The organism is Jatrophihabitans lederbergiae (assembly GCF_031845305.1).
Taxonomy (GTDB): Bacteria; Actinomycetota; Actinomycetes; order Mycobacteriales; family Jatrophihabitantaceae; genus Jatrophihabitans_A; species Jatrophihabitans_A lederbergiae.
In genome coordinates this window covers 228,518-240,904 of record NZ_JAVREH010000005.1, presented here as the reverse complement: position 1 = coordinate 240,904, position 12,387 = coordinate 228,518, and the positions used below count along the sequence as shown (strand labels likewise).

Here is a 12,387-nt window from a genome sequence, read left to right as displayed (position 1 = left end):
CTCCACTACCTTGAGCACGGACGTACCTTCCCGACCAGCGTTGCAGCGCCGGCCTTGCTCGATCACCACATGGCTACCGGGAAGGTACGTCCCACCCGGCCTCAACCACAGGTTTCAAGCATTGCTCAATCGCCGCGTGACGTCCTCGATATAGGGGTGCAGCCCGAACGATTCGCCGATGAGCAGCATCGTTGGCAGCTCACCCGCACTGTCCGGACGGGCGACATAGGCGGGGACGGGGAATCCCGAGACGTCGATGGTGACGCGCTCGGTGGTGATTCCTTCGGTGTTGGTGTGGATAACCGTGGCCTGCGCCGCGGCGGTGGCAGCCGTGACGTGACGGTCAACCTCTTCAATTGCCATGAAGGTCCCTTCGTACTTGCCGGTGAGATGCAGTCAGCGGTCCTGGGGCGCGTATGACGCAAAGCGACAAGCCGCTCAGAACTTGCCGTTGTCGTTCTTCCAGTCCGAGCGTGCAGGGATCGGCTCAGTGACGTCCCAGTGCTCGACGATCTTGGCCTCAGCGACCCGGAACAGGTCGAAGATTGCGCTGTGCTGCCCTTCGACCAGGCCTTCGCCGAGGGTGAGGCAGAAGTTGCCTTCGCCGATCACGCGGTGCAGACGCTGGTGACGGACGCATGCGGTGTCGCTAGCAGCCCGTAGCACGGCTCGGAGGCTGTCGCCCCCGTCACTTCCGTGAGGGTTGTGCTCGATCAACGAATCATCGTGCAAGAACTTGGTGAGGGCCGACGCGTCCGAACCGATGAGCACCGTTCGCACGAAGTCCTCGACGAGGAGCTTATTCGGCAGGGCGCGGTCCAGGTCGACGACTTCCACGGGTCCGTCCACCATGGTGTGCCCGCTCGCGTTCACGACCTCTGGCATGGCTTGGAGGTTGTCCCAGTGCTCGACGATCCGGCCGTCTTCCCAGCGATGGATCTCGAATCCAACCACGTGCCCGTAAGGCTCGATGTGGTACTCGATGTGGGCGAGGCTGATGTCGCCGTCCTCTAGGGCACGCAGCGGATTGACCTTGGACTGGCTCGCCGGGAGCTGGTCGAAGTACTCGAGGAGAGGGCCCAGGCCGTCTTCCAGTGAGAGGTTGTGCTGCACATAGCGGCGGGAGTCGATGTAGGCGATGGGGTGGCGTGCCCCCGTCTCGATGCTCTTGGAGATGGCTTGCGTCTTGTCTTTGAGGCGCATGAATGACTCTCTATCGTCGGTCAGTGTCGGTGCCGGATGTGTGGAGGGTTACGTGCTGTACGGAACAGAGCGTGTGCGACCGCTTTTGCGCCCCGGCTCAAGGCGACGGCCGTAACGGCCGGTCGCTGAGCCTGATGTCAGTGATGGACAACCATTCACGAATACGTGCTCAATGCCGGAGGACAGACGGTATGGGTCAAGAAACGTGGCTCGGTCCGCAACCGTTAGCGGATCGAGAAGAACCAAGTCCGCGACGGCTCCCTCGGCGACAACTCCTCGGTCGGGAATCCCAAAGACTTCTGCCGGCAGCGAAGTCATCTTGCGGATGGCTTCCGGCATGGAGAGGAGGCCGAGTTCGCGGACGTAGTGGCCCAGCACGCGGGTGAACGTCCCGTGCAGCCTGGGGTGCGGCTTGCCACCGTTGCCCGTGGGCGGTCCGTCTGAACCCACCATCCCCCGAGGGTGGAGGAAGAAGGCGTGGACGTCTCGGGCGTCCATCGCCGAAGCACTCATCCATACCTTGAGCTCGTTATCGCGCAGCACCTTGACCATCGCGGCGAACGGCGACATGTCCAACGCTGTGGCGAGGTCAGCGATCGTTGTGCCCTCGTACTCGTGGCGCTGCGTTGAACAGATGAGGATCCCTTCCCACCCAGCGCCGGCTGCCCAGTTGTCCCAGCCTCCACTGTCGCTTTTGATCTGGTGCTCCGCCGCCGCCAGCGCACCGGGGTCAGTGAGCCGTTCCAAGACGGTGTGGGCGCCACCATCGTGAAACCACGGCGGAAGGCATGCCGCAAGCATGGTGCTATTGGCCTCATAGGGGTACACGTCGTGGTGCACCTCGATGCCTTCCTCGGTGGCGGCATCGAGCATCTCGAGTATCGAAGGGGCCGTTCCGTGCGCCCGTCGGCCCGCGGACTTGAGGTGTGAAATCTGTAGTCGTGCGCCGCTTCGACGGGCAGTGCCCAACGCCTCTTCAATGCTCTCAATCAGTGAAGGACCTTCGCTGCGAAGGTGCGTCGCGTAGATGTGGTCAGGGCCGAGGACACCGGCCAGGGCCGTCAACTCGTCCGGGGTCGCGTAGCCACCGGGCGCATAGGCCAAGCCAGAGGACAGGCCGCCGGCGCCAGCATCGAGCGCCCGCTGGAGCTCGCTCTTCAGGGCCTCAAGTTCGTACTCGGTGGGGTCTCGATCCGCTGACCCCAGCAGGGCTGCACGAAGCGTGTGGTGACCCACCAACGGAAGCGAGTTGGTGACGTAACCCTTGCTGTCCAAGTGCTTGTAGGACGACTCGACGGTTGTCCAGTCGTACTCGACGGACGGAAACAGACACTCCATCATTTGCTGGACGTCGTCGCGCGATGTGGCGGGGCACGGGGCCAGAGAGAATCCACAATTGCCGACGACCTCCGTCGTGACGCCTTGACTCAGCTTGCTGCTGTCGTCGGTGCTCAGCAGAGGGGAACAGTCGGCATGAGAGTGGACATCGATGAACCCGGGGGTGAGGACGAGACCGTCCGCGTCGATCGAGGCAACGTCCGTGTCATGGCGCACCGTATGGGTGGCAATCCTGGCAATCCTCCCTCGGTCAACCAGTACATCGCCCACGTACCCGTCAGCTCCCGTCCCGTCGACGATGACTGCACCACGCAGCCAGAACGGACGGGGGCGAGCGGACTCAAGAAACGTTGCGTCATGCACTTCATGACCTCCTCACGTGATGCCTCCTAGATTGCAGCGGCCGAACGCAGTTGCAGCCGAATGCACAGAATCGATGTGCAATCAGCTACGGTCAGACCGGATCAGACAAGGGGACCGGCTGTGAGCCAGGAAACGTTCACCATCACGGAGAATGACTTGGCGCTGGTGGATGCGTTGCAGGTCAATGCACGCGCGTCCTGGACGAGCATCGGCGAGGCTCTCCAGCTATCACCCCACACTTTGGCCAGACGGTGGAGCTACTTGAAGGCGCATGGCCTTGCCTGGACAGAGGCCATGCCAGGCTCTGCGGCGTTCAAGGGGGTCTTTCTCGAGGTGGTTTGCAAGCGTGGCGAGCTTGCAACGACGCGCGATGCCCTGCACCGGGTCCCACAGGTCATGACCGTGGGTCGGGTCCTCGGGGATTACGACCTATATGCCTTGGCGGTGGCTCCCGACCACCATGCGCTGTCGCGATTGATGACTCAGCACATCGATCCACTCGACGTTGTCCACGTGCGATCGCATGCCTATACGGAGGTCTATGGGGGGCCGAGTTGGCGCCTGACGATTCTCAACCAAAGCCAGGTAGCCACGTTGCGGGAACGGTCGTCGCGTCCTTTGCGGGTGGCAGCCATCAGTCCGGAAGACGAGGCGCTCTTCTCTGCGTTGGGAGGGGATGCACGGCGGGGCTTCGCCCATCTTGCCCGAGATCTGGCAGTGCCACCGCAGTCGGTCCGCAGGCGCATGGAGCGGATGATGCGACGCGAGCTCCTGGCGTTCCGTGCCGAAGTTGCTCGTCCCAAGGCTGGGTGGCCGCTCGCGGCAGTGGTGAGATTGCAAGTTGCAGATGAGTCGTTGCGCGAGATCGGTGCTGGTCTCGGTGAGTGGCCGGAAACACGATTCGCCGCCGCAACAATCGGAGACACCAATCTGGTGTGGATCGTCAACTTGCGCGAACCGGACCATCTCGAGGTCTTGCTCAGCGAGTTGCGACGTCGTTACGGAGGCGTGGTTCGCGTCGTGCAACGCGCCTTGATCCTGGCATCACCAAGCTCCACGGTCGGCTGCTCGACGAGGACGGACGCGCCGTAAGCCGCGTACCGATCGACCCGTGGCGACACGCGCGTCGTTGAGCGGGCTCGTATATCTAGATAGTGGCACTTTGCGCACACCAACGAAACGTCCAGTTTTTACGTTTGGTCTTGCGAAAAACCGCACATACGTCCACACTTCGGTTTGACGCTCACCGGGGGTTTGGCGGCAACCGAAGGAATTAGACATGATCCGAAGAATGCTCACGCTATGCGGGGTGATAGCGGCTGGCGCAAGCCTGCTCGTTGCCGCCGCGTCAGCGAATGCGGACGTCGGCCCCAGCGCCAGCCAGCCCTTCACCATCCAGTCGGCAGAGGGCGATGCGCTTCCTCCGGTCGGCGGTCCGACACCTGTCTCCCGGACACGTGCTCACCCGACCCGACCTACACCTCGTGGAGTCCGGTAACCACCTGGCTCGGCGACCCGTCTCGGAAGACCACCGGCATGGGACCGATGACCCTCTCGGTCTCCGTCACCAACACCGACACCACAACCTCGGTCTTCACCACCACCGTGGGTGTGTCCGCCAGTGGCATCGTCGCCTCGGCCCACGCGGACATCAGCGCCAGCATCCAGATGTCGGTCGCGGCTGGCACCACGCTGGGAACGACTTGGCAACCAGCGGCCGGTCGCTTGGGCTGGCTGGAGTGGGGCAACTGGGCTATCCACTACTACTGGTCCTACGGCCACTACGCCGGGTGTACCTGGACCGTGATCAACGGACGGGCCGTCAGTCCACGACTGTCGGGCAAGGGCTTCAACTACGGGTACTCATGATGCGCGTCGTAGTTGCAGCCGCCGTCCTCGCGGTCGCGTTGACCGGGTGTGCAAGTCACGCCGGTCGCCCCACGGTAACCAAGATCGACGACACGGCGGTCAAGTCGGCCCCGGCCACCATCAGCCCGTACCAGCTACTGCGTGAGCCCAGTTCGCAGAACGGGATCAGCGACGTGCCACTCGCAGGCGGTCCCGGCAGGGGCGGCACCACGTTTCCGCTGACGCTGTTGCCGCTCAACGCGACGCACCTGATCGTGCGGTGGACCTGCGACGGCAAGGGCATCCTCAAGGTCATCATCGACGGCGTGGTGTGGGCCGAGAGTCCGTGCGCCACGAACGTGGTCTCATCCGGTGACCTGCCGTTACTGAAGATCACGGATCGTCATCCAAAGCTGCTGGTGATCGATGCTCCCTCTGACGTCTACTGGAAGGTGGCCGTCGTCGAGCGGGGTGGCGCGATCAGCTAATCAATCGCCCTGACACCCCGCTCAACGCGATCGACAGGGTTCGTGCCAGGCCCATCAGAACGCCGCTTGCAGGTGATGGAGCTGGGCGGAGTTGCGGTCGAGAAGCTGGTAACCGGAATCCACCAGGAAACGCGCGGCGATGGCCTCGCCGAAGCGTCCTACTGCGTCTTTCAGGTCCGACGGAGCCCGCACCGCGGATGCGCCTTGGCGTACTCGCGCAACCGGGCTCGCAGGCCAGCGTCTGGATCAGTGCTTACGCTGTCTGTGACGGTTCGCGTGGCGACGCTCGAGAATTGTCTACTTGCGGTGTGGGTGTACGTCCGAGTTGAGGACGCCGGATCGCCACGTGACAAGATTTGGCGGTGACCTCGCCTGAGAGCCCGTCCGCCGCCGACCTCGAGGCCGCCGGCCTGGCCCACCTGCATTCCGGCAAGGTGCGTGACCTCTACACCACCGACACCGGGCACCTGCTGATGGTGGCCAGTGACCGGATCTCGGCGTACGACTTCATTCTGCCGACCGCCATTCCGGACAAGGGCCGGATCCTCACCGCGATGACGGTGTGGTGGTTCCAGCAGCTGGCCGACGAGATCGACAACCACCTGGTCAGCTACGACGATGACAGCATTCCCGATGCCTGGCGGGGCCGGGCGATGCTGTGCACCAAGCTCGACATGATCGCGGTCGAGGCGGTTGCCCGCGGGTACCTCACCGGTGGCGGGTTGCTGGAGTATCGCGACACCGGCGCGGTCTGTGGCATCGCGCTCCCCGCGGGACTGCGCGACGGCGACGAACTGCCGGAGCCGATCTTCACGCCGGCCTCCAAGGCCGAGGTCGGCCAGCACGACGAGAACGTCAGCTACGAGGCAGTCGTGCGGCAGGCCGGTCGCAAGACTGCCGAGCAGCTGCGGGACCTGACCCTGCAGATCTACGCACGAGCCCGCGACATCGCCCGCGCCCGGGGTCTGCTGCTCGCCGACACCAAGTTCGAGTTCGGCCGGCATCCCTGCACCGGTGAGCTGCTGCTCGGCGACGAGGTGCTGACCCCTGACTCCTCACGGTTCTGGCCGGCTGATCAGTGGGAGCCCGGACACCCCCAGCCCAGCTACGACAAGCAGTACGTGCGGGACTGGTTGACCTCGCCGGCCTCGGGCTGGAACCGCGCCTCGGAGCGGCCCCTGCCGCCGCTGCCCAAGGAGGTCGTCGCGGCGACCCGCCAGCGTTATTTGGATGCATATGAGCTGCTCACCGGACTACGGTTCGACGACTGGCTCGGGCCGAAAGCGCCGGCGAGCCGCTGAGTAGGGAGCGACGATGATCGTCGGCAAGCTGGTGACGCTGCGAGCGATAAACCCCGAGGACTATCCCCGGCTCACCGAATTCAAGAACGACATCGACGTGGAACTGCTCGGCGGCGGCGACCCGCCACGGCCGCGCACCCTGGCCACGGTCACCGAGTTCTTCGACAACCTGCTCAAGGACAAGAGCAACCTCACGTTCGCCATCGAGGCAGCCGGGCTGTTCATCGGCGACTGCGGCCTATTCCACATCGACCAGCGCAACGGCACCGGCGAGGTCGGGATCGGCATCGGTGATCACGACTACTTGGGCCGCGGGTACGGCCGTGAAGCGATGACGCTGCTGGTCGACTACGGCTTCCGGATGCACAACCTGCGCAAGATCTGGCTCGAGACCCACGGCAGCAACGAGCGGGCGATCCGCTCCTACCGGGCGGTGGGCTTCGTCGAGGAGGGCCGGCAGCGAGAGCACGTCTGGTCCGGTGGCCGCTACGAAGACCTGGTGCTGATGGCGCTGTTCCGCGACGACCTCTCCCCTGGCCGCTGACCGGCCTTCTCGCTCGGACCGGCGCCGACAGCCACTGGCCGCACGTCAGGCGAGCAGGGAGAGCTTCTTGACCAGCTTGTCGACCCGGTTGCGCGGACCCACGATGCTTATCGCGTAATACCGAAGCTCTTCGTGGGACGTGCGCGCCAGCTGCTCCAGGTACTCGTCATAGACCCGGGTGCTCTGGGCGTAGGCAGGCATATCGGCGACGTACACGGCGAGGGTGTCAGCGGCTTTGCCGCGCAACTCCGTCAGTTGCGCACTGGTGGCACCGAGGACCGAGCAGCCGGCCCACGGCAGCCCGGGGTGCCTGGAGCCGGCGGTATCCACCGCATCCGGGCCGAGCAGCCCCGTAACGGCTGACCCGGTCGCCGCTGCCACGCACGCGGCGGCGTTTACGGCCAGGCCCGACGGCAGGTCGCTATCGACCACGAGCACCCACTTCAATCGCGTTGAGCGGGTCGGTTCGGCTGTGTTGATCTCGTCCGGCTGGAACCCCACGGGACCGGGTTGTGACTCGCTCAAGGAACTTCCTCATTCGTCGACTGGTCGGCTGTCGCGCTCTAAGCTAGGGCAAGAGACGGTACGGCGGTCGCAATCCGTATGACATACGGTCGACAGGAGGTTTCGGTGAGCCTGGACGAACTTGATACGAGAATCCTGCGGGAACTGCAGGTCGATGCGCGCCGCAGCAATCGCGACATCGCCGCCTCGGTCGGCATCGCGCCGACCACTGCCCTGGACCGGACCCGGGCGCTGCGCGACCGCGGTGTCATCAAAGGCGCGTTGCTCGATGTCGACCTGCCCTCGATCGGCCGCCCGGTGCAGGCTCTCATCGCCGTCCGGATACGTCCGCCGTCGCGTCGGGTGATCGAGGCATTCCGGACCTGGGTATGCGCACTGCCCGACACCCTCGGCGTATTCGTCACCTCGGGGACCGAGGACTTCCTGATCCACGTGGCCGTGCCCGACAACGACAGCCTCTACGCCTTCGTCATCGACAAGCTCACCGAGCGGGCCGAGATCGCGGACGTCCGTACCTCGGTCGTGTACGAGCACCTGCGCAACGACCGGATCGGCCCGGGGCAGCGCACGCCCGGACGCTAGGCTTGCCGCATCCGGTGACGTGATCCGGCGGCGTCATCTGGTGACGGCGTCGGGTGGATCAATAAGGAGCGATGTGGTGGCCCGCGTGGTTGTCGACGTAGTGATGAAGCCCGAGATCCTCGACCCGCAGGGGCAGGCGATCCTGGGCGCGCTCGGCCGCCTCGGGATCGAGGGGGTCACGTCGGTTCGCCAGGGCAAGCACTTCGAACTGGACGTCGAGGACGGCCTGGACGACCAGACGCTCACCACGCTGGCCGACACCCTGCTCGCGAATCCGGTCATCGAGGACTTCACGATCCACCGCTGAGCGCGGCGAACCGACGGCGCGGTGCACCGTTCCCAGCCCGGTAATCTAGGGGGGTGAGCGTCAGAGTCGGAGTAGTGACCTTTCCCGGAAGTCTCGACGATCAGGACGCCCTGCGGGCCGTCCGGCTGGCCGGTGCTGAACCCGTCCCGCTGTGGCACGGCGACAAGTGGCTGTCCGACGTCCAGGCCGTCGTCCTGCCCGGGGGCTTCTCTTACGGCGACTACCTGCGCTGCGGCGCCATCGCCCGGTTCGCACCGGCCATGGAGTCGATCATCGACGGCGCCCGGCACGGCATGCCGGTGCTCGGCATCTGCAACGGCTTCCAGGTGCTGTGCGAGGCACACCTGCTGCCGGGGGCGCTGATTCGCAACAAGGAGCGCAAGTTCGTGTGCCGTGACCAGCGCCTGCGCATCGAGCGTGCCGACACCGTGTGGACCAGCGACTTCGAGCAGGGCCAGCAGGTCGTGATCCCGCTGAAGAACGGCGAGGGTGGCTACGTCGCGGACGAGCGCACGCTGGACGAACTGGAGGGGCAGGGCCGGGTCGTCGCCCGCTACCTCGACGGCGACCCGAACGGCTCGTACCGGGGAATCGCGGGCATCAGCAATGTGGCCGGCAACGTCGTCGGGCTGATGCCACATCCCGAGCACGCGGTCGAGGACCTGACCGGCCCCAGCACCGACGGCCTGAGCTTCTTCACCTCCGTACTCAAGAGCCTGGTGGCGGTATGACCACCATCGACCGGCGGCTCGGCGTGGACACGGTCGAGGCGGCAGGCCAGACCCCCGACCAGGCCCAGCCCTACCGAGAGCTCGGGGTGGCCGACGACGAGTACGCCCGCATCAAAGAGATTCTGGGACGGCGGCCCACCAGTTCGGAGCTGGCGATGTACTCGGTGATGTGGTCCGAGCACTGCTCGTACAAGTCGTCCAAGGTGCACCTGAAGCAGTTCGGCCAGAAGGTTCCGGCTGAAGCGAAAGACATTTTGCTGGTCGGCATGGGTGAGAACGCCGGCGTGGTGGACATCGGCGGCGGGCTCGCGGTCACCTTCAAGATCGAGTCCCACAACCATCCGTCCTACGTCGAGCCTCACCAGGGCGCGGCGACGGGCGTGGGGGGTATCGTCCGCGACATCCTCACCATGGGCGCCCGTCCGGTCGCGGTGATGGACGCCATCCGGTTCGGTGCGGCCGATGCCCCCGACACCGCGCGGGTGCTGCCCGGTGTCGTGTCGGGCATCGGCGGGTACGGCAACTGCCTTGGCCTGCCGAACATCGGCGGCGAGCTGGTGTTCGACCCCTCCTACCTGGGCAACCCGCTCGTCAACGCCCTCTGCGTAGGGGTCCTGCGGGCGGACGAGATCAAGCTCGCCAAAGCCGACGGCCTCGGCAGCAAGGTCGTCCTGTTCGGTGCCCGCACCGGCGGTGACGGCATCGGTGGCGCCTCGGTGCTGGCCAGTGCCACCTTCGACGACACCAAGCCGGCCAAGCGGCCCGCCGCGCAGGTCGGTGACCCGTTCGCCGAGAAGGTGCTCATCGAGTGCTGCCTCGAGATCTTCGCCGCTGACCTCGTGACCGGCATCCAGGACCTCGGCGCCGCCGGGCTGTCGTGTGCGACCACCGAGCTCGCGGCCGCCGGCACCGGCGGCATGGACGTCGACCTGGACCTGGCCCCGCTGCGTGACGAGACGCTGGTGCCCGAAGAGATCCTGATGAGCGAGTCCCAGGAACGCATGATGGCGGTCGTCACGCCCGAGAACCTGGACGCCTTTCTCAGCATCTGCGCGAAGTGGGACGTCAACGCCACCGTGCTCGGCACGGTGAATGACAGCGGCCGGCTGGTGATGCGCTGGCACGGCGACGTGATCGTCGACGTGCCGCCGCGCACCCTCGCTCACGAGGGACCGGTGTACGAGCGACCGATCCAGCGACCCGCCGACCAGGACGAGCTGATTGCCGACACTGGGCAGCAGCTGCCCCGGCCCGAGGACGGCGACGAGCTGCGGGCCACCGCACTGCGGCTGATCGCGTCGCCGAACCTGGCGGACAAGACCTGGGTCACCGACCAGTACGACCGGTACGTGCTCGGCAACACGGTGCTGGCCCAACCCGAGGACGCCGGGCTCATCCGGGTCAGTGACGAGCGCTGGCGCGCCGAGCACGGCGGCGCCGAGTCCACGGCCGGCCTGGCGCTGTCGGTCGACGGCAACGGCCGCTACACCCGCCTGGACCCGTACGCCGGAGCGCAGCTGGCACTGGCCGAGGCGTACCGCAATGTGGCGACCACCGGTGCCCGGCCGCTGGCCGTCACGAACTGCCTGAACTTCGGCTCGCCCGAGGACCCCGGCGTGATGTGGCAGTTCGCCGAGGCCGTCCGCGGGCTCGCCGACGGCTGCCAGCAGCTGGGCATTCCGGTGACCGGCGGCAACGTCAGCTTCTACAACCAGACAGGTGCGACGCCGATCCTGCCCACCCCGGTGATCGGTGTGCTCGGCGTCATCGATGACGTGGCCCGCCGGACCCCGATGGCCCTGCGCGGCGACGGTGCCCAGCTCTACCTGCTCGGCGACACCCGCGACGAGTTCGGCGGCTCGGAGTGGGCGCATACCGAGCACGGTTTTCTCGGCGGCACGCCGCCGAAGGTGGACCTGGAGCGCGAGCGTTTGCTGGCCGACATCCTCATCAACGCCTCCCGGGACGGGCTGATCGACGCGGCACACGACCTGTCCGACGGCGGACTGTTCACCACGCTGGCCGAGGCCTGCCTGCGCGGCGGCGCCGGGGTCCGGGTCGTCGTGCCCGAGGGCATCGACCCGTTCGTGCTCCTGTTCTCCGAGTCTGCGGGGCGTGCGGTGGTTGCCGTGCCCCGGTCTGAGGAGATTCGCTTCACCGACATGTGTACCGCCCGTGGCCTGCCCGCCGCGCGGATCGGCGTGCTCGACGTGCTGGAGCCGGCGATCGAGGTGCAGGACCAGTTCCGGATCCCGCTGGCAGAGCTGCGGACGGCGTGGAGTTCGACGCTGCCGGCGCTGTTCGGCTGAGCCGATGGCTGTTCGGCAGAGCCGATGGCGGTGAGCTCGGCCGACGCGCTGCTGGCGCAGTCGGCTCGGCTGCGGCAGTGGCTGGTGGCGCTGCCGTTCGACTCCTTTCGCGAGCCGTCGGTGCTGCCCGGCTGGAGTGTCCGGGTGCTGGCCGGGCACGTGCTGCTGGTTCATCGCCAGCTGCTCGCGGCACTGGGGCGCCCGAGCGACGTCCAACCGCTGCCGCTGGCGATGTTCGTGGCCGGTTACCGCCGCGACGTCGACGACATCCACGCCGACACCATCGAGCTGGCCGCGGACCGGACCCCTGACGAGCTGCTCACCGACCTGGATCTGACGATTCGCGACCTGCGCCTCCGGTTGGCGCAGCCGCTGCCCCCGGTGGTGCAGACCGCACGAGGCCCGGTGACCGGACCGGACCTGCTGCTCGCGGCCGGAATGGAGCTGGTGGTGCACTCCGACGACCTCTCCCGGTCGGTCGGCGCCGCCCCGCCGGTGCAGCCGGAACGTCCAGCCCTGGCCCTGACCGTCCGCACCCTGACGGGTCTGCTGGCAACCCGGTATCCGGGGCGCTCGGTCGAGGTCCGGGTGCCGCCCTTCGCGGCCGTCCAGTGCATCGAAGGGCCGCGACACACCCGTGGCACCCCACCCAATGTCGTCGAGACCGATCCGGCGACGTTCCTGCGGCTGGCCACCGGACGCCTCGACTGGAGTGTTGCGCTGGGCGCCGGCCAGGTCCGTGCCAGTGGCAACCGCGCGGACCTCTCGGCACAGCTCCCATTGCTCAGCTGACCGACCGTTATCTCGTGAATCGCTGACGATCTTTGGTACGCGGCCAGCAGCCGGTG

General features: G+C 66.4%; 15 protein-coding genes. 10 read left to right on the top strand and 5 right to left on the bottom strand.

Annotation, left to right across the window (positions count from 1 at the left end; translation table 11 throughout):
- Positions 1 to 114: 114 nt before the first annotated feature.
- From RM423_RS06420 to RM423_RS06410, 3 genes are all read right to left on the bottom strand, one after another.
- Positions 115 to 363, bottom strand: a complete 249-nt coding sequence (locus RM423_RS06420; RefSeq protein ID WP_311422181.1) for a dienelactone hydrolase family protein — start codon at positions 361 to 363, stop codon at positions 115 to 117.
- 75 nt (positions 364 to 438) lie between these two features.
- Positions 439 to 1,203: a nuclear transport factor 2 family protein gene (locus RM423_RS06415; protein ID WP_311422180.1), complete on the bottom strand. Its 765-nt coding sequence runs from the start codon at positions 1,201 to 1,203 to the stop codon at positions 439 to 441.
- A 48-nt stretch (positions 1,204 to 1,251) separates the two neighbouring features.
- Positions 1,252 to 2,904 carry an N-acyl-D-amino-acid deacylase family protein gene (locus RM423_RS06410; protein ID WP_311422179.1) on the bottom strand — a complete coding sequence of 551 codons (1,653 nt, stop codon included), beginning with the start codon at positions 2,902 to 2,904 and terminating at the stop codon, positions 1,252 to 1,254.
- A gap of 120 nt (positions 2,905 to 3,024) precedes the next feature.
- Between RM423_RS06410 and RM423_RS06405 the strand changes: the two genes are divergently transcribed.
- The 3 genes from RM423_RS06405 to RM423_RS06395 all read left to right on the top strand — a co-directional run bounded on the left by RM423_RS06405 (position 3,025) and on the right by RM423_RS06395 (position 5,240).
- Positions 3,025 to 3,996 (top strand): Lrp/AsnC family transcriptional regulator, encoded by a 972-nt coding sequence (locus RM423_RS06405; protein ID WP_311422178.1) that lies wholly within the window; start codon positions 3,025 to 3,027, stop codon positions 3,994 to 3,996.
- A 453-nt stretch (positions 3,997 to 4,449) separates the two neighbouring features.
- The gene (locus tag RM423_RS06400) at positions 4,450 to 4,773 is read left to right on the top strand and encodes a hypothetical protein (protein ID WP_311422177.1); all 324 of its coding nucleotides are present in this window, start codon (positions 4,450 to 4,452) and stop codon (positions 4,771 to 4,773) included.
- Positions 4,773 to 5,240: a hypothetical protein gene (locus RM423_RS06395; protein WP_311422176.1), complete on the top strand. Its 468-nt coding sequence runs from the start codon at positions 4,773 to 4,775 to the stop codon at positions 5,238 to 5,240. Before RM423_RS06400 ends, RM423_RS06395 begins: the two co-directional genes overlap by 1 nt.
- A gap of 54 nt (positions 5,241 to 5,294) precedes the next feature.
- Here RM423_RS06395 and RM423_RS06390 read toward each other — a convergent pair whose 3' ends face one another.
- On the bottom strand, positions 5,295 to 5,432 hold the full coding sequence (locus RM423_RS06390; protein WP_311422175.1) for a hypothetical protein: 138 nt from the start codon (positions 5,430 to 5,432) through the stop codon (positions 5,295 to 5,297).
- Positions 5,433 to 5,602: 170 nt separating this feature from the next.
- Between RM423_RS06390 and RM423_RS06385 the strand changes: the two genes are divergently transcribed.
- Positions 5,603 to 6,541 (top strand): phosphoribosylaminoimidazolesuccinocarboxamide synthase, encoded by a 939-nt coding sequence (locus RM423_RS06385; RefSeq protein ID WP_311422174.1) that lies wholly within the window; start codon positions 5,603 to 5,605, stop codon positions 6,539 to 6,541.
- A gap of 13 nt (positions 6,542 to 6,554) precedes the next feature.
- Positions 6,555 to 7,085: a GNAT family N-acetyltransferase gene (locus tag RM423_RS06380; protein ID WP_311422173.1), complete on the top strand. Its 531-nt coding sequence runs from the start codon at positions 6,555 to 6,557 to the stop codon at positions 7,083 to 7,085.
- A gap of 45 nt (positions 7,086 to 7,130) precedes the next feature.
- Here the strand turns inward: RM423_RS06380 and RM423_RS06375 are convergent, their stop codons facing one another.
- Positions 7,131 to 7,610 (bottom strand): DUF2000 domain-containing protein, encoded by a 480-nt coding sequence (locus tag RM423_RS06375; RefSeq protein WP_311422172.1) that lies wholly within the window; start codon positions 7,608 to 7,610, stop codon positions 7,131 to 7,133.
- Between the two features lie 111 nt (positions 7,611 to 7,721).
- Between RM423_RS06375 and RM423_RS06370 the strand changes: the two genes are divergently transcribed.
- From RM423_RS06370 to RM423_RS06350, 5 genes are all read left to right on the top strand, one after another.
- Positions 7,722 to 8,192: an Lrp/AsnC family transcriptional regulator gene (locus RM423_RS06370; RefSeq protein ID WP_396327620.1), complete on the top strand. Its 471-nt coding sequence runs from the start codon at positions 7,722 to 7,724 to the stop codon at positions 8,190 to 8,192.
- A gap of 76 nt (positions 8,193 to 8,268) precedes the next feature.
- Positions 8,269 to 8,499, top strand: a complete 231-nt coding sequence (purS, locus tag RM423_RS06365; protein WP_311422170.1) for a phosphoribosylformylglycinamidine synthase subunit PurS — start codon at positions 8,269 to 8,271, stop codon at positions 8,497 to 8,499.
- A gap of 53 nt (positions 8,500 to 8,552) precedes the next feature.
- Positions 8,553 to 9,230 (top strand): phosphoribosylformylglycinamidine synthase subunit PurQ, encoded by a 678-nt coding sequence (purQ, locus tag RM423_RS06360; protein ID WP_311422169.1) that lies wholly within the window; start codon positions 8,553 to 8,555, stop codon positions 9,228 to 9,230.
- A complete protein-coding gene (purL, locus tag RM423_RS06355; RefSeq protein WP_311422168.1) occupies positions 9,227 to 11,539 on the top strand; it encodes a phosphoribosylformylglycinamidine synthase subunit PurL in 2,313 nt (770 codons plus the stop codon). The genes purQ and purL overlap by 4 nt, the downstream gene beginning before the upstream one ends.
- A 24-nt stretch (positions 11,540 to 11,563) precedes the next feature.
- Positions 11,564 to 12,331 carry a maleylpyruvate isomerase family mycothiol-dependent enzyme gene (locus RM423_RS06350; protein WP_311422167.1) on the top strand — a complete coding sequence of 256 codons (768 nt, stop codon included), beginning with the start codon at positions 11,564 to 11,566 and terminating at the stop codon, positions 12,329 to 12,331.
- Positions 12,332 to 12,387 lie beyond the last annotated feature (56 nt).